This is a genomic window from Filifactor sp., assembly GCF_057248345.1.
In genome coordinates, this window is sequence record NZ_DBHIIC010000005.1 from 1 (window position 1) to 22148 (window position 22148).

25 protein-coding genes are annotated in these 22148 nt (G+C 31.2%); all 25 read right to left on the bottom strand.

What is annotated here, in order from left to right; all coding sequences use genetic code 11:
* Positions 1 to 60: 60 nt before the first annotated feature.
* A complete protein-coding gene (gene rd, locus ACO5GE_RS01935; RefSeq protein WP_484829241.1) occupies positions 61 to 222 on the bottom strand; it encodes a rubredoxin in 162 nt (53 codons plus the stop codon).
* Between the two features lie 120 nt (positions 223 to 342).
* Positions 343 to 1287: a translation elongation factor Ts gene (gene tsf / locus ACO5GE_RS01940; protein ID WP_484829242.1), complete on the bottom strand. Its 945-nt coding sequence runs from the start codon at positions 1285 to 1287 to the stop codon at positions 343 to 345.
* Between the two features lie 101 nt (positions 1288 to 1388).
* Positions 1389 to 2141, bottom strand: coding sequence for a 30S ribosomal protein S2 (rpsB, locus tag ACO5GE_RS01945; protein ID WP_484829243.1), 753 nt, complete (start codon positions 2139 to 2141; stop codon positions 1389 to 1391).
* A gap of 256 nt (positions 2142 to 2397) precedes the next feature.
* Complete coding sequence (locus ACO5GE_RS01950) at positions 2398 to 4578, bottom strand: polyribonucleotide nucleotidyltransferase (RefSeq protein WP_484829244.1); 2181 nt, start codon at positions 4576 to 4578, stop codon at positions 2398 to 2400.
* A gap of 147 nt (positions 4579 to 4725) precedes the next feature.
* Entirely contained in the window at positions 4726 to 4989 is a 264-nt protein-coding gene (gene rpsO, locus ACO5GE_RS01955; RefSeq protein ID WP_484829245.1) for a 30S ribosomal protein S15, read from the bottom strand.
* Between the two features lie 224 nt (positions 4990 to 5213).
* The gene (locus tag ACO5GE_RS01960; protein WP_484829246.1) at positions 5214 to 6143 is read right to left on the bottom strand and encodes a bifunctional riboflavin kinase/FAD synthetase; all 930 of its coding nucleotides are present in this window, start codon (positions 6141 to 6143) and stop codon (positions 5214 to 5216) included.
* 51 nt (positions 6144 to 6194) lie between these two features.
* Complete coding sequence (gene truB / locus ACO5GE_RS01965; protein WP_484829247.1) at positions 6195 to 7091, bottom strand: tRNA pseudouridine(55) synthase TruB; 897 nt, start codon at positions 7089 to 7091, stop codon at positions 6195 to 6197.
* Positions 7088 to 8047 carry a DHH family phosphoesterase gene (locus ACO5GE_RS01970; protein ID WP_484829248.1) on the bottom strand — a complete coding sequence of 320 codons (960 nt, stop codon included), beginning with the start codon at positions 8045 to 8047 and terminating at the stop codon, positions 7088 to 7090. Before ACO5GE_RS01970 ends, truB begins: the two co-directional genes overlap by 4 nt.
* A 12-nt stretch (positions 8048 to 8059) precedes the next feature.
* Positions 8060 to 8425: a 30S ribosome-binding factor RbfA gene (rbfA, locus tag ACO5GE_RS01975; protein ID WP_484829249.1), complete on the bottom strand. Its 366-nt coding sequence runs from the start codon at positions 8423 to 8425 to the stop codon at positions 8060 to 8062.
* Between the two features lie 12 nt (positions 8426 to 8437).
* Positions 8438 to 10696 carry a translation initiation factor IF-2 gene (gene infB / locus ACO5GE_RS01980; protein ID WP_484829250.1) on the bottom strand — a complete coding sequence of 753 codons (2259 nt, stop codon included), beginning with the start codon at positions 10694 to 10696 and terminating at the stop codon, positions 8438 to 8440.
* Positions 10674 to 11003 (bottom strand): L7Ae/L30e/S12e/Gadd45 family ribosomal protein, encoded by a 330-nt coding sequence (locus ACO5GE_RS01985; RefSeq protein ID WP_484829251.1) that lies wholly within the window; start codon positions 11001 to 11003, stop codon positions 10674 to 10676. The genes infB and ACO5GE_RS01985 overlap by 23 nt, the downstream gene beginning before the upstream one ends.
* Complete coding sequence (gene rnpM, locus ACO5GE_RS01990; protein WP_484829252.1) at positions 10993 to 11280, bottom strand: RNase P modulator RnpM; 288 nt, start codon at positions 11278 to 11280, stop codon at positions 10993 to 10995. Before rnpM ends, ACO5GE_RS01985 begins: the two co-directional genes overlap by 11 nt.
* Before the next feature lie 52 nt (positions 11281 to 11332).
* A complete protein-coding gene (gene nusA / locus ACO5GE_RS01995) occupies positions 11333 to 12568 on the bottom strand; it encodes a transcription termination factor NusA (protein ID WP_484829253.1) in 1236 nt (411 codons plus the stop codon).
* A 21-nt stretch (positions 12569 to 12589) separates the two neighbouring features.
* Positions 12590 to 13048 carry a ribosome maturation factor RimP gene (locus ACO5GE_RS02000; protein WP_484829254.1) on the bottom strand — a complete coding sequence of 153 codons (459 nt, stop codon included), beginning with the start codon at positions 13046 to 13048 and terminating at the stop codon, positions 12590 to 12592.
* A 232-nt stretch (positions 13049 to 13280) separates the two neighbouring features.
* Positions 13281 to 13865, bottom strand: a complete 585-nt coding sequence (locus tag ACO5GE_RS02005; protein WP_484829255.1) for a hypothetical protein — start codon at positions 13863 to 13865, stop codon at positions 13281 to 13283.
* A complete protein-coding gene (locus ACO5GE_RS02010) occupies positions 13849 to 14337 on the bottom strand; it encodes a prepilin-type N-terminal cleavage/methylation domain-containing protein (RefSeq protein ID WP_484829256.1) in 489 nt (162 codons plus the stop codon). Before ACO5GE_RS02010 ends, ACO5GE_RS02005 begins: the two co-directional genes overlap by 17 nt.
* Complete coding sequence (locus ACO5GE_RS02015; protein ID WP_484829257.1) at positions 14334 to 14924, bottom strand: hypothetical protein; 591 nt, start codon at positions 14922 to 14924, stop codon at positions 14334 to 14336. Before ACO5GE_RS02015 ends, ACO5GE_RS02010 begins: the two co-directional genes overlap by 4 nt.
* Positions 14925 to 14937: 13 nt before the next feature.
* A complete protein-coding gene (locus ACO5GE_RS02020) occupies positions 14938 to 15273 on the bottom strand; it encodes a hypothetical protein (RefSeq protein ID WP_484829258.1) in 336 nt (111 codons plus the stop codon).
* Positions 15274 to 15301: 28 nt separating this feature from the next.
* Positions 15302 to 15739, bottom strand: a complete 438-nt coding sequence (locus tag ACO5GE_RS02025) for a hypothetical protein (protein WP_484829259.1) — start codon at positions 15737 to 15739, stop codon at positions 15302 to 15304.
* Entirely contained in the window at positions 15739 to 16146 is a 408-nt protein-coding gene (locus ACO5GE_RS02030) for a hypothetical protein (RefSeq protein WP_484829260.1), read from the bottom strand. The genes ACO5GE_RS02025 and ACO5GE_RS02030 overlap by 1 nt, the downstream gene beginning before the upstream one ends.
* Before the next feature lie 13 nt (positions 16147 to 16159).
* Positions 16160 to 17263: a type II secretion system F family protein gene (locus ACO5GE_RS02035; RefSeq protein ID WP_484829261.1), complete on the bottom strand. Its 1104-nt coding sequence runs from the start codon at positions 17261 to 17263 to the stop codon at positions 16160 to 16162.
* Positions 17263 to 18711: a GspE/PulE family protein gene (locus ACO5GE_RS02040; RefSeq protein WP_484829262.1), complete on the bottom strand. Its 1449-nt coding sequence runs from the start codon at positions 18709 to 18711 to the stop codon at positions 17263 to 17265. Before ACO5GE_RS02040 ends, ACO5GE_RS02035 begins: the two co-directional genes overlap by 1 nt.
* A gap of 6 nt (positions 18712 to 18717) precedes the next feature.
* Positions 18718 to 20250, bottom strand: a complete 1533-nt coding sequence (locus ACO5GE_RS02045; RefSeq protein ID WP_484829263.1) for a DEAD/DEAH box helicase — start codon at positions 20248 to 20250, stop codon at positions 18718 to 18720.
* Between the two features lie 332 nt (positions 20251 to 20582).
* Positions 20583 to 21047, bottom strand: a complete 465-nt coding sequence (nrdR, locus tag ACO5GE_RS02050; RefSeq protein ID WP_484829264.1) for a transcriptional regulator NrdR — start codon at positions 21045 to 21047, stop codon at positions 20583 to 20585.
* A 65-nt stretch (positions 21048 to 21112) separates the two neighbouring features.
* A partial coding sequence (gene ftsZ, locus ACO5GE_RS02055) for a cell division protein FtsZ (protein ID WP_484829265.1) occupies positions 21113 to 22148 on the bottom strand: 1036 nt, incomplete at its 5' end.

Below are 22148 nucleotides of genomic sequence, written 5' to 3' on the forward strand. Positions count from 1 at the left end.
GTGGTTTTCTTTATACAAAAAACACACACCCGTTAAAGGTGTGTGTTTTATCGACTAAGTTTAATCTTCTAATTCAAAATCTTCTTTTCCTACTCCACAATTTGGGCAAGTCCAATCCTCTGGCAAATCAGCAAATGCTGTACCAGGTTCAATTCCTCCATCAGCATCTCCTTCCAACGGATCGTATACATAACCACAAACTGAACATACATAAGTTTCCATTTTTAAATCCCCCTAAAATATACAATTCACATTTTATGTGCTTGTTTATTAGATACCCTAATTTTTTAAATTTCACACAAATATTTTTTATTTTTTTGTATTTTTTAGTTTATTTAATAATTAGTTACCCATTTGTTTTGCAACTTCTTCTGCAAAGTTTTCTTCTTTTTTCTCTAATCCTTCTCCTACTTCAAATCTAACTGTAGCTTTAACAACAATCTCAGCTCCTACTTCTTTTGCAACATTATTAACAACTTGACCTACTGTTAAATCAGAATCTTTTACAAATGGTTGCTCTAGCAAACACACTTCTTTTAATTCTTTATTCAATCGTCCAATTACCATTTTTTCAATAATTTCCAATGGTTTTTTCTTTTTACCTTTTGCAGCTTCTTCTTCATTTTCATTAACTGCTTGAGCCATCAAAATTTCTTTTTCATGAGCAATATATTCTTGATCTACATCGTCACTGGAAATATACTTAGGATTCATTGATGCTACTTGCATTGCAATATCTTTACCTAATTCTTGTAATTTTTCTGAATCAGATGAGGAAGCCAAATTAACCAAAACTGCGATTTTACCTGCTCCATGCACATATCCAACTACTGTTCCGTCTGCTTGACTTTCAACAGCAAAACGACGAATTGTCATATTTTCACCAATCTTGGATATTTTTTCATTCAATACAACTTCCAGTGACTTCCCTTCCTCTAATTCTGCCGCTTTAAAAGCATCTAAGTCAACAGGTTTTACTTTTAGAGCCAATTCTGCTGCTGAAGAAACAAAGTTTTTGAACTCTTCATTTTTTGCTACGAAATCAGTTTCTGAGTTAATTTCTACTATTGCACCATGTTTTCTATCTTCAGAAACAACAAGAGAAACTAATCCTTCTGCTGCAATTCTTCCAGCCTTCTTAGCAGCTTTTGATAAACCTTTTTCTCTAAGAATATCAACAGCCTTTTCCATATTTCCTTCAGCTTCTACTAGCGCTTTTTTACAATCCATCATACCTGCTTGAGTTTGCTCACGTAATTCTTTTACCATTCCTGCAGTAATTTGCATTATTATTCCTCCTCATATTATCAAAAAAATAAAGGAACCTCCCCTCACAACGGGTGAGTAATATCAAGAAAGGTCCCTTAAAAATATATCTTATAATTTTATTATTCTTCTATTGAATCTGAAGCATTATCTTCAACAACTTCAGCTTCTTCTGTTACTTCATTCATTTCTCCTTGTTTTGCTTCAATAATTGCTTGAGAAATTACAGAAGTAATCAATTTTACAGCACGAATTGCATCATCATTTCCAGGAATTGGGAAATCAATTTCATCAGGATCACAGTTGGTATCGATGATTCCAATCAAAGGAATTCCTAAATTTTGAGCTTCCTTAATTGCAATTCTTTCTTTTCTTGGATCAACAATAAAAATTGCTCCAGGTAATTCAGGCATATCTTTAATTCCATCAAGATACTTCACTAATTTAGATTTTTCGTGCAATAATTGCATAACTTCTTTTTTTGGCAACAAATCAAAAGTTCCATCCTCTTGCATTGTTTCCAGTTCTCTTAAACGGTCAATTCTTGTACGAATTGTTTTATAGTTAGTTAACATTCCTCCTAACCATCTTTCGTTTACATAATACATTCCACAACGTTCAGCTTCTTCTTTGATAGCATCTTGCGCTTGTTTTTTTGTTCCTACAAAAAGAATTGGTTTTCCTTCTGATGCTACTGTTGAAACAAATTCATATGCTTCTTCAATTTTTTTTACTGTTTTTTGTAAATCAATAATATAGATTCCATTTCTTTCAGTAAAAATAAACTTTGCCATTTTAGGATTCCATCTTCTAGTTTGGTGTCCAAAATGTACTCCCGCTTCCAATAATTGTCTCATACTAACTACATTACTCATATTTTCCTCCTTGGTTTCTATCTTCCGACAAATAGACTCCTATCAAAAACCATACTATGGCACCAAGAAATAGGCTACTTGTCGTGTATAATAAATAATACCTTACTATGATACTTGAAAATTAATATAAAATCAAGTAATTTCTTATACAATATAGTATTTTATCATAAAAATATTTTTGAACTACCATCTTTAAGTTCCTCAGCTAAAACTTAAAGATGGTACTTTATATTTTAATTTAACTGTTTCAAACAACTTATTTTCTTTTATCTCTTTGTGAAGAATCAAATTTTCTTCTGTTTCCACTTCTTTGATTCTTTTTATCTTTTTCGGAAACATAATCAATTGGCTCTCCTACATCACGTTGCATTACAGCCCTTCTCGACAAATTCAACCGACCTTGGTCATCTATTTCCATCAACATCACTTCTACTTCATCACCCACACTCCACAAAGAAGAAATGTCATCTGTTCTTTGTATATCTGCTTGAGAAATATGAATTAACCCTTCTTTACCCGGCATAAATTCTGCAAATGCACCAAAGTCCATCAAACGAGTTATTTTCGCACAATAAACCTTACCAACTTCTGGCTCTGCTACTATATCTTCTATCATTTGTTTTGCCAGTTTACCTTTATCTCTTTCGACAGCGAGGATAAATATATTTCCATCCTGTTCTATATCAATTTTAGCACCTGTTTCATCAATAATCTTATTGATTACTTTTCCGCCTGTACCAATGACTTCTCTTATCTTATCAGGATCAATTTTCATTTGAAGAACCATTGGAGCATATTGAGAAATTTCCGGTCTTGGAGAAGATATAACTTCACTCATTTTATTTAATATATACAAACGACCTTGTCTTGCTTGTTCCAATGCTTTAGTTAAAATTTCTTCATCAATTCCTGAAATTTTAATATCCATTTGAATAGCTGTAATTCCCTCTTCTGTTCCTGCTACCTTAAAATCCATATCCCCAAGAAAATCTTCCATACCTTGAATATCTGATAGGATTGCTAAGTGCTCATTTTCTTTAATTAGTCCCATTGCAATTCCTGCAACCATTCTCTTCATCGGAACTCCGGCATCTAACAGAGATAATGTGCTGCCACAAACACTGGCTTGTGATGTACTTCCGTTAGAACTCATAACTTCAGATACAACACGAATTGCATAGGCAAATTCTTCTTTGGAAGGGAGCATGGGTAAAATAGCTCTTTCTGCAAGCGCTCCATGACCTATCTCTCTACGGCCTGGTCCTCTAGATGGTCTTGCTTCTCCTACACTGTAAGCAGGAAAATTATAGTGATGCATATATCGTTTTTCTATATTTTCGTCCAATCCATCTAAAGTTTGCATTTCACCTAATGCACCTAATGTAGTAACACTCATAACCTGTGTTTGTCCTCTGGTAAAAATAGCACTTCCATGTGTTCTTGGCAATGTTCCTACCTCACAAGAAATAGGTCTGATTTCATCCATTGAACGATTATCAGGTCTAATACGATCTACCAAAATCAGTTCTCTAATACCTTCTTTTGTAATTTTATAAATTGTTTCTTCAATATCTTTTGGATTTTCTGGATAAATTTCAGCAAAATGCTCCATTATTTCCTGTTTGGCTTTATCCATATTCTCCATTCTCTCTGTCTTATCTTTTGTAAGAATAGCAGCTTTCATTATTTCTTTTCCATATTTCAAAACCTGAGATTCAATCTCTTCATCTGCTTTGAATACGACATATTCCATTTTCTCTTTTCCAACTTCAGCAACAATAGTTTCTATAAAAGACACTATTTTTTTGATTTCTTCATGGGCATATAGAATTGCTTCCAGCATTGTTCTTTCAGTAACCTCATTAGCACCTGCCTCAACCATCATAATTGCATCTTTTGTTCCTGAAACCGTCAAATGTAAATCCGAAACTGCTCTTTGGTCTACATCAGGATTTAAAACTAACTGTCCATCTACTAATCCTACTGCTACAGACCCAGTTGGTCCGTTAAAAGGAATGGACGAAATAGAAAGGGCTACAGAAGAACCAATCATAGACAATATGTCCGGAGCAACATCAGGTTCCACTGAAAGAACCGTTGCTACTACTTGCACATCATTTCTAAATCCTTTTGGAAATAAAGGTCTAATAGGTCGATCAATTAATCTAGATGTTAAAATAGCCTTTTCAGACGGTCTTCCTTCCCTCTTAATAAATCCTCCTGGAATTTTCCCAACCGAGTACAATCTTTCTTCAAAATCTACACTTAGAGGAAAAAAATCAATCCCCTCTCTAGGTAAAGCAGAGTTTGTAGCTGTAACCAACACAACAGTGTCTCCACAACTTACTAAACATGCCCCATTTGCCAATTCAGCAACCTTTCCGATTTCTATCTTAAGTTGTCTATTTCCTAAGGGCATTTCAAATATTTTACTCATTATATTACTCCTTTTCAAAACAATTTCATTATAGTCTCTGTTGTAAAAATATCCTACAACAGTAAGATTCAAAAAATTGAAATCACATTCAATATTTTACAATTCATTTAAAAAAAGAGCAGGACTAACCCTACTCTTTTTACTTCACTATTTTCTCAATCCTAATCGTTTAATTAGAGAGTTATATCTTTCCAAATCTTTTGATTTTAGATATTTAAGAAGATTTCTTCTTGTTCCTACCATTTTGAACAAACCTCTTCTTGAATGAGAATCTTTTGGATGCACTTTCAAATGATCATTTAATTCCAAAATCCTTCCTGTCAAAACTGCTACTTGAACTTCCGGAGATCCTGTATCTCCCTCATGTACTGCATACTCTTTAATAATTTCTGTTTTTCTTTCTGCTGTCATTTTATTTCCTCCTAAAATTTCATACTACACCAAATTACAAAGAATACGTTGGAGTGTCGAATTCCTTGTAATGGTAATTTATACAACTCTCTATATGATACCACAAACTCATATTTTCGTAAATACTTTATTCACTATTTATTAACTTTATAATAAGTTGAAACTTTTAACTAAAACTACTACTCATCAAAAATCAGATGTATTATCGTTATTATAAAATCCTATTATATTTTTTCATGTTGTCTTCTTATCATTTCTTCGTCTTTTGAAATTTGAATTTTCAGTTCCTCTAAAGAATTAAATTTCATTTCATCTCTAATTTTACTGATAAAATATACTGATATTTCTTCACCGTAAATATCTTTATCAAAATCCAAAATATGAACTTCTAATGAAATTCTGTTATTCAACAAAGAGATAGTAGGATTATATCCTACACTCGTCGCTCCAACATAATGTTCACCCTGATATTCAACCATTGTGTTATAAACTCCTAGTGCTGGTAATATAATATTTTCATCATACTTTACATTTGCTGTAGGAAATCCTAATTTTCTACCATTTTCTTTCCCATGAATCACTTCTCCTGTAATGGCAAACATTCTCCCAAGGTATTCTTTTACGATATCCACTTTTCCTTCTTTAATCAATTGTCTAATATACGAGCTAGAAATTCGAATGCCTTCTTCAAAAAACAGAGGAATAATTTCAACTGTCAATCCTAATTGACTTCCTACACTCTGAATGCTCTTAGCAGAACCTTCTCTACCTTTTCCAAAATGTGCATCTTCTCCTAGTATAAGATACTTGGCATGTAATTTATCAATCAGTATTTCTTGAATGAAATAATTTGTAGACATTTTCATAATCTCTTCATCGAAAGGGACACTTAGTACGGTATCTATTCCCAATCCTTTCAATTTTTCATCTCTTTCTCTATTGGTAAATAACTTGTCTACTTTTTTTTTCAAAACATATTCTAACGGATGATTTTCATAAGTAAAAACAATACTTTTTAATTTTTTTTGTTTTGATATTTCTAACGTCCGTTCCATAAGCTTTAAATGTCCACGATGTACTCCATCAAAATTTCCAATCGTAACAACAGTATCTTCACTTATCTCAATTGAGTTCATATATGATTTAAATGACACTCAGAATACCTCCAATTTTTATATATGAAATAGGTTCTTACATTATTCGAACTATACAAACTTGATATTTTTTAAATATCTTTTACCGTTACTTTCAAATACATTTCCAATCCCCAAAAGGATCTCTTCTTTTGAATATATACGATAAAATCCTGCTATTAAATCAATATTATCAAAAAAAACTGTTCCACCATTAAGATAAATCTTACTAAACTTTTTCTCTAATGTAAATTTAGGATAATGAAACAGTATATTTTCTATAGGAATTATAATGTTATTTCTACTCAAACTTTCTGTCTGTTCTTCCAACTCTTCTAGCGTTATACTGTCTTGAATAAAAAAATTGCCACTTTCCGTTCGAATTAATAACGATAAGTATCCTACATTTCCTAATTCTGCAGCAATATCTACTACTAAACTTCTTATATATGTTCCTGAAGAACAGATAATGTCAATAGAAAAGGATTCCGTATCATACTCTAACAAATTAATAGAATGGATAAAAATTTTCCTTTCCTTTATTTCGATCTCAGAAAATTCTTTTCCAGCTCTTGCTAATTGATATAATTTCTGCCCATTCACTTTTATTGCACTGTATTTAGGAGGAATCTGAGAAATTTCTCCAACAAATTTTCGTATTGCTTGTAACAACTGCTCTTTTGTGAAAGGAACAATGTTTTTTCTGTCTGTTATCATTCCATAAGAATCTAATGTATCTGTTTGTAACCCCAAATTGACTTTAGCATAATACCTCTTTTTATCCTTTAATACAAAATCACTAAACTTAGTAGCTCTTCCTATACAAATAGGAAGCACCCCGGCAGCATTTGGATCTAATGTACCGGTATGTCCTACTTTTTTTTGGTGAAGCAATCTTCTTACAATTGAAACTACATCATGTGACGTCATACCTGTTGGTTTTAGAATATTAATGAAGCCATCCATCATAAAATATACTCCTTTGCACTTTTGATAACCGACTCCATAACCTCATCTAGCAAACCCGTAATACTACATCCCGCAGCATTTTTATGTCCTCCACCACTATATTTTCTTGCAAAAGAAGCTACATCCAAATCACCTTTTGAACGAAGCGACAACTTAATTTCCTTGATATCCTTTTCTTTAAATAATATACCAATTTTCACCCCGTAAATATTAATCACGTAATCAACTAAATTTTCAACATCATTGTAAGAAATATGATATCTTTCCAACATATCTTTTTTTAGATAAGCAGTCGCTAAAATTCCATCAACCTGAATTGTAGAAAGAACTTCTGACAGTAATTTAAGATAATTTTTATCCTGACTACGAAAAATACTGTTCACTATTGTTGTACGATCCGCTCCTTTTTCTAATAGATCGGATGCTGCCATTAAAGTAGTACTATTCGCACAGTCATACATGAAATTTCCTGAATCAGTCAATATACCTGCATATAGACATGTAGCAACATCTCTAGTCAAACATTGGGGATAATATTCTTTCAAATGATGGTATACCAATTCACATGTAGAAGACATATTCTCATCTACAAAATTATAATCTCCGTACATTTCATTTTTTTCATGATGATCAATATTTATTACCCGAAAACTATTTTTAAAAATAGTTTTCGATATCTTCAATCTGTCTACAACACCACAATCTAATCCGATAAAAACATACTCTTTTCCCTCTAGATATCCCTGGATTTTTTCTGAAGTCAGTTGTTTATCATAATCTCTAAGAAAAGATAGATTTTGTGGCAATTCATCATCTATTATATAGTAAGCTTCTTTACCTAATTTCTGTAAAGCCAATTTAAATGCTAAAGAAGACGATACGTTATCTCCATCAGGCCCAACATGAGAACTAATTATAAAAAGTTGATTTTTTTCAATAATATCCTTAAAATCCATCACTACAAACTCCTACTCTTCTGTGGAATGTTGGTTTATTTCACTTATAATTTTGGACATTTCTACTCCATTTTCAATAGAGTGATCTAGCCTAAAAATAATTTCCGGAGTATATCTTAAATCTACCTGTCTTCCCACTTCTTTTCTAACATAACCACTGGCTCTCTTCAAACCTTCTAAAATAGTTTCAGGATTGTCTCCAAGCACACTAATATAAATGTATGCATACTTTAAATCTCTAACAACCTCTACACTGGTTACAGAAATCAAACCTTTTGAATTTCTGATTTTTGTATCTTTAATTTCCCCTTCAAGCAGCATATTACTAACTACTTTTCTTACTTCTTCAGAAATTCTTCTTGTTCTATCATAAGACATTCTTCTCTCACCTTAGCCTTTTTTTATCTCTTTGATAATGTAATTTTCTATAATATCTCCTTCTTTTATATCATTATAGTTGGTTAGACCAATTCCACAATCATATCCTGTGGCTACTTCTTTAACATCGTCTTTAAATCTACGCAAAGAATCAATTTCTCCTTCATAAATTACAATACCATCTCGTACTAACCTTACTTTTGCATTCCTTTGAATCTTACCTTCTAAAACATAAGAACCTGCAATCATACCAACTTTTGGAACTTTAAAAGGCATTCTAACTTCCGCCTTACCCAATTCTTCTTCTACAAATTCGGGAGAAAGCATCCCCTTCATAGCCTTCTCTACATCTTCTATCGCCTCGTAAATAATACGATATGTCCTCATATCTACCTTTTCTCTTTCAGCGACAGATAATGCACCTGTAGCAGGTCTTACATTGAATCCAATAATAATTGCATTTGATGCTGATGCAAGCATTACATCTGATTCTGTGATTGCTCCTACACTTCCATGGATTACTTTTACCACTACTTCTTCGTTACTGATTTTTTCAAATGACTTCTTGATTGCATCAATAGAGCCTTGTACATCGGCTTTCACAATAATGTTTAATTCTTTCATTTCACCTGATTGCATTTTTTCGAACAAATCTTCTAGTGAAATTTTTGAAGTTTGTTTCATATACTCTTCTCTTTTTCTTTCCTGTCTTGCAGTACCCAAATCTCTCGCCTCTTTATCGCTAGATACAGCAAAAAATTGATCTCCTGCATCAGGAACGGAGTTCAAACCTTGGATTTCAACTGCCGTAGATGGTCCTGCTTTTTTTATTCTTTTGCCCTTTGAATTAAGCATTGCCCTTACTCTACCATAAGAGGTTCCTGCAACTACAGGATCTCCTTCTTTTAGTGTTCCATTTTGAACAATCAATGTCGCAACAGTTCCTCTACCTTTATCTAATTTAGATTCAACTACAGTACCTATCGCTTTTCTATTTGGATTTGCTCTTAATTCTTCCATCTCAGCGACCAATAAAACCATTTCTAGCAAATCATCAATATGTTCTCCTGTTTTCGCTGACACAGGAACATCAATTGTAGTTCCTCCCCACGACTCTACCAAAATTCCTTTTTCTGATAATTCTTGTCTAACACGATCTATATTGGCTGTAGGCTTATCAATTTTATTGATTGCTATAATCATTGGGACGCCAGCCGCCTTAACATGATCTATAGCTTCTATTGTCTGTGGCATAATTCCATCGTCCGCTGCAACAACAATAATAACAATATCTGTTACTTGAGCCCCTCTTGCTCTCATTTCAGTAAACGCCTCATGCCCGGGTGTGTCTAAAAAAACAATTTTCTTTCCATTGATTACTACTTCGGAAGCTCCGATATGTTGTGTAATTCCACCTGCTTCACTATTTGTAACCTTGGTATTTCGAATGGTATCCAACAATGTAGTCTTCCCATGATCTACGTGTCCCATAACAGTTACAATCGGAGATCTGGGTTTTAAATCTTCTTCGCGGTCTTCTTCTATGACAAAATCCACAACTTCTTCTTCTTTTTCTTTTTGAACCAACATCACATCGTAATCAAGTGCAACTTTTTCTGCTGTTTCAAATTTAATCGTTTGATTAATATTTGCCATAATGCCCATTTTCATAATACTCATAATGACGTCTGTTGCAGGAACATTTAAAATTTGTGCCAAATCTCCTACAACGATTGTATCGTCTATCTCAAAAATCCCCTCATCTTGTTTTACTACTTCACTCATATCTTGTTTTGATTCCTTTTCTCTTTTATTGGCATAGTCATGCTTTTTCCCTTTAGATTTCTTCATCATTTTATCATTATGATATCCTGATTGATTGTCTGTAATGGGAGCTGATTTTATTTTTTCATTTTTCTTTTCTTTACTTTTCTTTTTTTTATTCTTTAAAGTATGTTCATCTATGTCTTTATCTATAGTTTCAGAATATCCAACATCCTCTTTCAGATTATGTTGCTTTCCTACTTTATTACTATCTTTTTCAGAATGGTTTTTTTTAGTCTGTTTATTCTCGTCATCATTCGTTCTTTTATTTGTCTCTTTTGTTATATTATTATTGGACAGTGTTACTCGGATTTTATTACTATCATCTTCTGTCAATGTACTCATATGACTCACTACATCGATAGACAATTCAGTTGCCATCTCAATTACCTTTTTTGATGGTATATTCAACTCTTGAGCTAACTTATAAACTCTTATTTTCTCCATAAATCTCTCCTCCTAACAACTCCATAATAGCTTCTGCAAAACCCTTATCATTGATACAAATTGATACTCGATCCTGTTGTCCAATCGCTTTGCCAAGCTCATCTCTACTAAATATATCACATATTACAATCCCTCTATAATTCGCCTTATCTCTCAATCGCTTAGATGTATTTTCAGCAGCATCTGAAGCAATGAATACAATTTTGGCTTTTCTAGATTTTATTTTTTCAAGAGTAGTTTCTTCTCCCGAAAAAACCTTTCCACTTTTTTTTGCAAATCCAATTAGTGTAAGTATTTTATTCTTCATTAGATTTCAACTCTTTTCTTAAAGTATCATATACAACTTCCGATACATCCATTTTAAATGCTTTATCTAACAATCTATTCTTTTGCATTTTCTCAAAGCATTCCGGTTTCGAACAAAGATAAGCCCCTCTGCCATTTGCCTTCGAAGTTAAATCTAAAAAAATATCTCCTTGCTTTGTTTTTACTATCCTAAATAATAATCTCTTATCAGAATGATCTCCACAAACAATACACTTCCTTTGTGGAATTTTTTTTATTCTTCCCGCGGAACTTGCCATCGATTTCCTCCTTACACCTTAGTAATTGTAACTTAAAATCTATGACACTAAATTAGATATCGTTGTTGTCAGTGTCACTATAATCAGAATCTTCCTGTGGAATAATCCAATTGTCAGCATTTTCCATTTGACTTGAAAAATCTTCATCTGTCATAGTTTCCTGCAATACCTGACTCTCACTTTTAATATCAATCTTCCATCCCGTTAATTTAGCTGCTAACCTAGCATTTTGCCCTTCCTTACCAATTGCCAAAGACAGTTGATAATCTGGCACAATCACTTTTGCTGTCTTTTCTTCCTCATTTACTGATACATCTACTACTTTTGATGGGCTCAATGCATTCGAAATATATTCAATCGGATTCTCGTCATAGTTTACAATGTCAATTTTCTCTCCATGTAGTTCCTCTACAATATTTGCTACACGAATCCCTTTACCACCAACACAAGCTCCTATTGCATCCACAGCCGGATCAACAGAACACACTGATAATTTTGTTCTCGAACCCGCTTCCCTTGCAATAGATTTGATTTGTACGATACCATCACTAATTTCCGGAACTTCTCTCTCAAATAATCTTTTCACTAGACCCGGACGACTTCGAGAAACTAAAATTTGAGGAACATTATTATGTTTCTTCACTTCTAGAATATACACAATTAACCTTTGACCTACATTGTATTCTTCATAAGGCATCTGCTCTTGAGAAATCATAGTTGCTTCACCATAAATTGTATGTCCCTTCTCGGAAACTAAACTTAAATTTAAATGACAAGTATTATGTTTCCCAATTCTAACAACTTCACCTATCATAATTTCACTTTCACGATTAGAAAACTCATTATATATGATATCTCTTCCTGCTTCAGTAATCTTTTGAATAACTACTTGTCTAGCTGTCTGTGTTGCGATGCGTCCAAAGTTTCTTGGAGTAATCTCTTCTTGAACTATGTCTCCAACCTCATAATTAATATCAATCTCTTGGGCTCCTTCTAAAGAAATTTCTCCCTCCAACAAGTCAATTTCCCTCTTATTCACTACTTCTTTCTTAGAGAATACTTTAATATCCCCTGTTTCTCTATCAACAGAAACCTGAACATTGTTTTTTTCTAATGATAATTTTTTTGGATCTTTTTCCACCAAATTATCACTATAATTATTCTTTTCAATAAAATTTTTCTTATAAGCCTTTACCAAAGCCATTTCTACCGCTTCTATTAAAATGTCTTTGCTAATCCCTTTTTCATCTTCCAATTGTTGAATTGCAGATATAAACTCAGCGTTCATCTTATGTTTTCCTCCTAATAACTAAAAATCTACCTTTAACTTTATTGATGCAATATTTTTTTTTGATAAAGAAAGTCGTTCATTTTCTAATTGAATGATTACATTTCCTGCCTCATCCAATCCAATCAATACTCCGGATAATTCTTTTTGCCCGTTCACCGCTTTGTATAATTTTAATTCTATCTCTTTACCTGATTCTCTAATAAAATCTCTATCTTTTTTTAATGTTCTCCCAAGTCCCGGAGTAGAAACTTCCAAAAAATATTGTTGTTGTATCGGATCTTTTTCGTCTAATACCTTATTTAAAACTCTTGTGATATCAGAAATTTCATCAATATCCAATCCTCCAATTTTATCTATAAATACTCTCAGATAATAAAAAGTTCCCTCTTTTACATACTCAACATCTACCAATTCATACTTCTCATCCAATACACCTAAACATATTTCTTCTATTTGATCAGCAATTCTTTTTGACATTTTAAATGTTCACCTCCAATTATGATATAAAAAATTTACGACAGTTAAAATCATTTTATTCAAAATAAATAATTAAGACTTTTCCTAAACAAAATATCATCATAAATTCTCAAACAACAAGGAGTGGGTTTTCCCACTCCTTGCCTAAAATCTTTTCTAATGATTGTTACAGTATAACAAAAAATAAACTATTTATCAAGTAGTACCCATTAAATCGACTATAAGAAGTAGATTATTCTAATAAAGATACAAAAAAATAATATGGCTTTTCACAATGCTCTAAAATAATTCCAATCTCAAAATATTTTTCAGATATTCTTTTAATCGTTATCTCTTCTACCCCATTTCCAATTTCATAGTGAAATTGTCCTATTATCTGACTACAATGTACCTCCTTACCTGATTTTATTTTATGAACACAAATTGGCTTTGTATGGATATCTTTTCTCAAAAATATAAAAGTATTAACCTCAAAAAATTTGTTAGCATTACCAAATTGTACATTATAATGTTCGTTTCCATCATCTAACTGAGATAATTTAATACATTTGATAGAAATCTCAGAATTTGGAATTTCTGTAATTATTTTCCCATCTGTCGTCAAAATCTCATCTATAGAATCAGACTTTGAAAATTGAGATTCAATAATTCCAGATATCATATCTTGATCAAAAAATATTTTGTCTTTGTCTATGTTGAAATTCACATATTTTTGAGTAGAAATAACAAAATGAAACAAATATTGAATCAGAAGCAAAGAAATACTTATCGCAATCAACACTTCTATCAAGATATATCCACTATTCTTTTTCTTCACTGATTAACACCCTTCCACTTATTGGAACTATTGTCATCTTAAAAAATACTCCAAAATCCTTATTAGAACCTATATAAACAGACATTATTCCATTCTTCTCAAAGGCGTGATGGTGATTATATCCTATACAGATATCATTAATTGGAACAAGATTTTTTTTATCCTTTCCGGAGTAAAGAATGACATTTTTAGATAAACTACCTTCATAAATTATTTGATTTCCAATATCTCTTACAATATAGCAATACTTTTCTTTTGAGTCTTTTTTTATATATAATCTAATAGTTTGTCCGGATGAACATGAATATTTTCTACAATACTCACAAACATACTTTAATTGATAAGCATCACTACGTTCATTAACATAATTTGTAGCACAAAAAGAGATACGATATGCAGTAAAAGAAACTATAATTGCTATGACAATAATAATTTCAATCAAAGAAAACCCACGTTTTTTCAAACTTATCACTTTTCCTTTTTAATAAAATTGACTCCCCCGTTTTGTATAAGAGATTCCCAATCTATATCTTTTGATACAGCCTTATTTTCTTTTAAATGAATATCTGGACATCCTACATTTACAATTCCATAAAAATTAAATTCTCTTTCCAATCTTTTTATACTTCCCTTATATAAAAAGCACATCATATATTTGGAATTTCCAATGGAATCCACATATTCCACTTTTTTTACATTATATAGCTCCACATACAATCTTGACAAGTGTAATGCTTCTTTCCAATCTTTAGCAGTAAACATTCCTTTTGAATAATAGGTAGAGTTATAAAACCTATATTTCATGTCCTTGATGACATCTTCTTCAGAAGAACTTTGCATAGAGCCTACTCTCTCATAACAATTATCTGCCATATGTTTCCATTCTTCATCAACTAGATAGTTTGTATAGCTACACAATAAGACTTGAATACTTCTCCGATCCAAATTTTCTTGGATTTGATAGTTATCTAAATTTACAAATTTTCTTTTTAAGTTAATTGATGAACTAATCAAACTCACAGAAACTATAATAATTGTCATAATCATAATTGTAGACATTAAAATGCTTCCCTTACGAATCCTCATTGTGCTTCACACTTTCAATAAAATATAATTTCTCCTCAGCAACTTGATTTAAGTAATCTACTTCTATAACCTTTACAGGAATACTAAAATGTCCAGTTTTTAATTCCATCTCTTTAACATCCTTCATCATGTTATCTATTGAAACATTACCCTCATAGTACAATTGTCTGTCAAGTTTATCCTTATGAGTTCTATGTCGTTGCATAGACTTATCAAATTGTTGATTAATATCTAAAATCTTCATAATGGTAAAAGACATCATAATACATATAAAAATAGAAACTATTAATTCCAATAATACTACTCCTTTTCTTTTTTTCATAGTATCCCCTCATTCTAAATGTAGCTTTTTACCCTTTATTTTTTATTAAAATTTCTATTATGGTCTTCAAATATCCATTCACTTCAACTGAAGAATTTATTGATAAAATCTTGTATCCTCCTTTATCCCACTCTGAGGAGCCCAATAAATTCTGCAGTTGAATTTTTGAAGATTCCAATTCTAGAGATAATTGAATTGATTCATTTTCTGTCACACTAAAATTTCTATTTAAGATAACAATACCTTCTTTTTCTATAATTTTATCTAACTGAAACAACAAAGATTCTTTATCTCTATCCTCTAATCCTTCTTTTTTAACTTCCAAATGATACTTTGAGAGTTTCTGTTCAATTTCTATCCTCGACAATCGATAAGAATGAATACTTTTGATATTAGGGATAATCACCCATAAAATATCCACAACTACAAAAATGATAAAAAATATAATATATTTCTTTTTCTTCATCACTTCACCGTCAATACCAAACTATCCCACTTTTCTTTTCCTTCTCCTCGTGAAATATAGCTCGTATACCCTTTCTTATTCAAAGCATTTCTCATCTTATTAAAGTCTTTGTTTTCAGATACATTCATTTCAACATCAACAATTTCTTCCCTTGATTGAATACTTATCAAGTTTAACTCGTCTATATTGGAAAGAATAATAATCAACTTTTTAGAATCTACAAATATGTCCGTTTCTCCTTCTATTATCAACTCATTTTCAGACTTCATTTCATAAATTGACTTTATTTCATCTAATCGCTCTTTTTCTTTCATATACCTATACTCCAAGAATACACTAATAGCAGAAAGTAAAATTAATACTAGAATCATCGCTTTAGATGTTTCTTGAACACTAAATTTTTTCAAATTACAATCCTCCTTACATATATACTTCTGTTACATTCATCAAAGGAATGATAGAGAATGCCACAATTCCAACTAATAATCCTAAACACAGTATCATAATAGGTTGTCCATAAGCGGAAATTTTTGAAATCATTTTTTCTGAATCTCTCTTGTACAAAAAACATAGTGCATGAATATTTTCATGCAGGCCTCCCGATTCTTCTCCCTGTCGTATGTAGGAAATATCATTTATAGAAAATAGATTAGGATATTCTGAAATGGTATCAGCAATTGATTTTCCATGTTCTATCAAATAAATCATTTTTGAAAAAACTTTTTTCAAATAGTTATTATTTTCTGTTTTCTCGATTATCTTCAAACAGTCTTTAATTGCTATTCCACCATCCAACATACATGATATTCTCCATAAAAAATCTTTTTGAAAAAATAATCTTTTAATTTTACGAATGAAAGGAAGTTGAAATTGTATTTTCCCATAATAATCATGCCAATAATTCGTTTCACTAAATTTCATCATACCATATACGATCCACATACATAAAACCCACAGGGAAGCTTTATGATTTTTTTGAATATCATATACAATATTAAAGTATTTCAAGCTGGAAGGAAGCGGGATATTAGAATCAGTATATATCTCTAAAAGGCTAGGAAATACATTATTGAATGTAAATAAAAATAACAAAAGAATATTACACAGTACTATGATTGGATAAATAGATATTTTTAATAATTCTTCCTTCATCATTTCTCTATTTTGATAATATTTATATACATTTTCCAGTGCATCCACAATATTTCCAGTTTCTTCTCCAATATGTATTGTCGCAAAAACAAATTCATCTCCAATTCCACGATTCTTTAACGAATAACTTAAAGAAACTCCTTGAACAATATCCTCTTTCACTTGACTTAATCTATTTTCTTTTGGAAACTCATTCTTTAAAATTGTAAGAGTTCTTAGCAGAGGGATATTTCTTGATGAAAAACTATATAACAAATAAAAAATCTCTTTTCGATCCCTATCTTTTAATTCTTTCTTGCTAATAAAATTAATATTCCACTCATTTTTCCATGTAATTTCGGTTAGTAATTGTCTATATATCATTTTGAACATCAATCAGCTCCATCTCCTTCACAAAAACATATTGCATCTTCAAGAGACATTTCTCCATTCCAAAAAAGCTGTTTTACTTGACTTAAAATACTGGATTCTTTCCTTATTTTAACATGACCATTTTGTAACATTTCAGTTTTCATCTCATCATCAATATAAATTACTTGAAATATCGGTTTTTGTCTATTGTAACCCGTATACTGACAATACTCACAACCTCTTTTGGCATAAATATAATCTCCTTGATGTAATGATAGTTCTTCAATATCATCTCCAAAATATCTCTCACGTTCTTTGCATTTTGAACATAATATTCTCACAAGTCTTTGATTGACAACAAGTCCTAATGACATTGATAATAGCTGTGAATTAATCCCTATGCTAACCATTCTATCAATAGCACTTTGAGCACTTTTTGTATGTAATGTACTAATCACAAAATGACCTGTTAAACTACTTTGTATTGCCGTATTACATGTTTCAAAATCTCTTATTTCACCTATTGCTAAAACATCCGGATCTTGTCTTAACATAGCTCTTAATGCTTCAAGGAAACCGTATTGGCTTTCTTTACAAACTTGAACTTGAGTAACTCCTTCTATCTCATACTCTACCGGATCTTCCAAACTAATGATGTGTTTTTCACCATTATGTATAGTATTTAAACAACACCGCATGGTTGTACTTTTCCCACTACTTGTTGGTCCAGTTATCAATAAAAAACCACTATCTCTTTTTAAAAAAGAGTTCAATTTTGCTTGATCTTCTATCCTCATTTCTAATTCATCTATTTCATACGGAACATTACTTTGGTTCAATAACCGTAAATGGATTTTCTCGTTATTAATAACCGGAACTATGGATACTCGAATATCAACTTGAATATTTTCTTCAGCATCATTAAAAATAATTTTACCATCTCGTGGATCTCTATTCTTTGAAATGTCAATAGATGCTTTTACTTTTATTGCTCGAATAAAATCATCCGAGATCTCTTTTTCTAGAATACAAAATGTCTTTAACGCACCTTTTAATCTAAATCTTACAAACAATCCCTGTTTAGATTGAAAAAAATGAACATCCGTAGCATTCATGTCTATTGCATAACGTAGTATTAAATCTAATATTTTTAAAATATCTCCATCTTCTAAAACCTTATTTAATTCTACACTTATCATTTTATTTGACTGCTCCAAAGTATAATATGTTGCGATACACCTTGAAATTAAAATATCATTTGCCACTTTCCAAAAAACACCTTTGATGGCTTTTTCAGACAATTCTGATTCGATTTTTTCTTTTTCTTCCTTTGAATAATTTTTATTATGTAAAATCGAAATCATCCTTCCCGATAAATCAAAGGGAAAGATATGATTTCGTTCTGCAACAATTTCTTCAATGAAATTTGTTGCCTCCAGATTTCTAACTTCAAACATTCTTGATTTCAATTAACATCACCTTTTTTCTTCTAACTTAAAAAAACTTTCACTTATCATTTTATTCCAACGATTTTCAGGTAATTCTGATTCTCGATTTTCTATAAATAAGTATAATCTTTCTAAACTCCGATTCAAAATAGTATAAATAATGTTAAATTCCTGCAAAAAAATCTGTTCTGTTAAACTATGTTTTTGAAAAGACAATTCTACGCTTTCCAATTCTAAAAAAAACACAATATTGAATTCTAAATTAGAGATGGTATATACATTAGACAAAGTGACACCAATCTTATGCGTCATATTGGTCATCTCATCCGTTGCAATCAAAAATGGAATATTGTACTCTTTCAGTGTATTTTTTATCAAAAGTTGATAAAAAACCTGGTTATTTCCTCTCATTTTTTTAGAATTAAAAGGGTAGACTATACAAATATCTGAATAGTGATATCCTTCATCCAAACAAATATGAATTTGTCTACAAATAATCTTAAGACTATCACTAATATCTTTAGTTAAATAATAACCAGATAGACCAACTTTCTTTATCTTAGTATATCCCTTTTTTGCATATTCTTCCAATCCCATATCATAATTTTCTTCAACATAATCTCTAGATTGATCAATAAATCGATTTATTGAACTATTTATATTAATACAAGATCTATAATTTGTTTTCAAAGAAATTATTTCATCAAAATCTACCTGATCAATATCTTGCCAAATAGATTTTTTAGCATTTCGAATATTTTTTGACTTATCTTGAGAAACAATAAAAAAACTTTTTTTGGTATAAATACTATCTAATAAAAAATTTATTTCGATATCAGAAAAATTTTCTGATTCATCTAAAAATATTCCTCTGTAGATACGCTTATTTTTATAAATTTGAGATATTTTCTTAAACATCTTCAAAAATTCCGTCTCGAAAATCTTAAATTCTTTGTTCGTTGATAGATTAAGTCCATATGGTTTCCCAAGTTGCAAAATATACTGATGAAAGTTGATAATTTTTAAATTATCTAATTTTATATTTTTCATTTCAAGTATACCTTTTAATTTGCTTACTAGTTGCTTATTAAAAGTAATATAAATAAATTCATCATTAGGAAATAATTTTGCCAACTTAATTGCTCTACTAAATAAGATTGTTGTTTTTCCTGTTCCTGAAGATCCCTCTATTAGAGTCTTGCCATATTTTATTGAATTAATGTGTTTTATCTCGACGGAATCCATAAATATCGCCTTATACTCATGATTTCGATAAATATAGCTAATATCTCTTAAACTTCCTTTTCCGCTTCTTAGATCTGTAGATTTTTTAAAAATATAGTAATCCTTCATCATAGTCAATTGAAAATAATTTATGTCTTCTTTAGAGAAGGTGCAACTTAAATAGTTATCAAATAATTCTTCATCGTTAATCAATCGTTCAAAAATATATTTATCAATAATATATTCTCTTTTGTTTTCTAAAGAAAATTCTGCTAAATCAATATATGGCATGATATAGTAGTAAGGAATTTCAAAAGAATTATTATGAAAAATCAAAGTATCTCTGGCTTTTTGTATCTCCTCTTCCATTATCTCTAAAAGTTCTTCTGACAAAATAGAAAAGGTGTCTTCATTTGTATCCATAAAGCGAAATAAACCTACACGCCCTTCATGGACATAAATAAAATCACTATACACATACGGAAATGAAACCACCTTAGTAAAACCATATCCTTTTAATTTATCTGACATATATCGGTAAAATTCTTTCTCACTATTTCTAACCTTCAGTGCATCTACATCTGATATGCTATTCATTGTATTTAACTTCAATGTCACCATTCCTTTTCTTATAAACAATTCGGTTATCTGATAAGAGGCATCTATAGCTACTTATTCTCTTTTTCTTGTAATATATGCTCTAACTCTTTTTGAAAAGAATTCAAATCCTTAAATTCCCTATATACAGAAGCGAAACGTACATAAGCTACATCATCTAATTTTTTTAAGTGATTCATCACCATCTCTCCAATGAGTTCACTATTAACCTCTCTCTTCATTGAGTGAAATAAACTTCTTTCCACATCATTTACAATCGCTTCCATTTGCTCAAATGATACAGGTCTCTTTTGGCAAGATTGAACAATCCCTCTTAGTACCTTTTCCCTATCAAAATATTCTCTTGTCTTATCTTTTTTTTCAACAATTAAAATAATTTCTTCTATCTTCTCATAAGTTGTAAACCGACGTTTACATACCTCACACTCTCTTCTTCTTCGAATTGCATTATTTTCATCCGTATGTCTGGAATCTACGACTTTAGAATCAACTGAATTGCAAAACGGACATCTCATAATTTCCCTCCAAATGAATTTTTATATTACAAAAAAAGGAGAATCGTTCTCCTTTTTTAAAATTACTATTTTTTAACCTTCATCCAATCAGGAATTTCAAATACTTGTGGTTCTTTAAATGTATCTACCAACTCAACATTTTGTTTTTTTTCTGATTCTTTTTCCTTAGAAAATCCATCTGTCTTTGTTACATTCACATCATTATCAAATCCTGTAGCTATTACAGTAATTACAATTTTATCATCTTCATCATCGCTATAAGCTGTACCGATAATAGTTTCTACATCCTCTCTCTCAACATTCTCAGTAATAAACTGAGAGGCTTCTTGAAACTCACTAACCGTGAAAGAGTTTTTAGGAGCAGTAACATTCAATAATAAAGCCTTTGCTCCCTTAACTGTCGTATCAAGTAATGGACTAAATATTGCTTGCTTTGCTGCTTCTAAAGCACGATTTTCTCCCTTTGCACTACCAATTCCCATGTGAGCAATGCCTTTATTTACCATGGTATTCCTCACATCCGCAAAATCAACATTAATAAATCCAGGAACTTTGATGATATCTGTAATTCCTCTAACACCTTGTTTCAAAACTTGATTTGCCATCTCAAAAGCATCATCTAACCGGGTATCCTTTGAACTCATTTCTAAAATCTTATCATTTGGAATTACAATCAAAGTATCTACATTTTCCTCTAATTCTTTAATTCCCTTTTCTGCTTTACGAAGTTTCTGCTTTCCTTCCATAAAAAATGGTTTGGTCACAATTCCCACAGTCAGAATTCCCATTTCTTTAGCAACATTTGCAATAACAGGTGCAGCTCCGGTACCCGTGCCACCACCCATTCCAGCTGTAATAAATACCATATCCGTTCCTTCAAGTTCTGCCCTAATCTCTTCAATTGTTTCTTCTGCTGCTTTTCTTCCGATTTCCGGATCTGCTCCCGCACCTAACCCTCTAGTTAACTTCGTACCAATCTGTAATTTAGTGGGTGCTTCGGATTTATATAGCGCTTGAGCGTCAGTGTTTACAGTAATATACTCTACTCCAACGATACCTGCTTGTATCATTCTATTGACAGCATTTCCACCGCCACCACCG

Bases quoted from the DNA above. Each gene is read 5' to 3' on its own strand.
- rd (WP_484829241.1), bottom strand. From the start codon at position 222: ATGGAAACTTATGTATGTTCAGTTTGTGGTTATGTATACGATCCGTTG.
- tsf (WP_484829242.1), bottom strand. From the start codon at position 1,287: ATGCAAATTACTGCAGGAATGGTAAAAGAATTACGTGAGCAAACTCAA.
- rpsB (WP_484829243.1), bottom strand. From the start codon at position 2,141: ATGAGTAATGTAGTTAGTATGAGACAATTATTGGAAGCGGGAGTACAT.
- ACO5GE_RS01950 (WP_484829244.1), bottom strand. From the start codon at position 4,578: ATGAGTAAAATATTTGAAATGCCCTTAGGAAATAGACAACTTAAGATA.
- rpsO (WP_484829245.1), bottom strand. From the start codon at position 4,989: ATGACAGCAGAAAGAAAAACAGAAATTATTAAAGAGTATGCAGTACAT.
- truB (WP_484829247.1), bottom strand. From the start codon at position 7,091: ATGATGGATGGCTTCATTAATATTCTAAAACCAACAGGTATGACGTCA.
- ACO5GE_RS01970 (WP_484829248.1), bottom strand. From the start codon at position 8,047: ATGGATTTTAAGGATATTATTGAAAAAAATCAACTTTTTATAATTAGT.
- rbfA (WP_484829249.1), bottom strand. From the start codon at position 8,425: ATGTCTTATGATAGAACAAGAAGAATTTCTGAAGAAGTAAGAAAAGTA.
- infB (WP_484829250.1), bottom strand. From the start codon at position 10,696: ATGGAGAAAATAAGAGTTTATAAGTTAGCTCAAGAGTTGAATATACCA.
- ACO5GE_RS01985 (WP_484829251.1), bottom strand. From the start codon at position 11,003: ATGAAGAATAAAATACTTACACTAATTGGATTTGCAAAAAAAAGTGGA.
- rnpM (WP_484829252.1), bottom strand. From the start codon at position 11,280: ATGGCAAGTTCCGCGGGAAGAATAAAAAAAATTCCACAAAGGAAGTGT.
- nusA (WP_484829253.1), bottom strand. From the start codon at position 12,568: ATGAACGCTGAGTTTATATCTGCAATTCAACAATTGGAAGATGAAAAA.
- ACO5GE_RS02000 (WP_484829254.1), bottom strand. From the start codon at position 13,048: ATGTCAAAAAGAATTGCTGATCAAATAGAAGAAATATGTTTAGGTGTA.
- ACO5GE_RS02015 (WP_484829257.1), bottom strand. From the start codon at position 14,924: ATGTCTACAATTATGATTATGACAATTATTATAGTTTCTGTGAGTTTG.
- ACO5GE_RS02020 (WP_484829258.1), bottom strand. From the start codon at position 15,273: ATGAAAAAAAGAAAAGGAGTAGTATTATTGGAATTAATAGTTTCTATT.
- ACO5GE_RS02025 (WP_484829259.1), bottom strand. From the start codon at position 15,739: ATGAAGAAAAAGAAATATATTATATTTTTTATCATTTTTGTAGTTGTG.
- ACO5GE_RS02035 (WP_484829261.1), bottom strand. From the start codon at position 17,263: ATGTTCAAAATGATATATAGACAATTACTAACCGAAATTACATGGAAA.
- nrdR (WP_484829264.1), bottom strand. From the start codon at position 21,047: ATGAGATGTCCGTTTTGCAATTCAGTTGATTCTAAAGTCGTAGATTCC.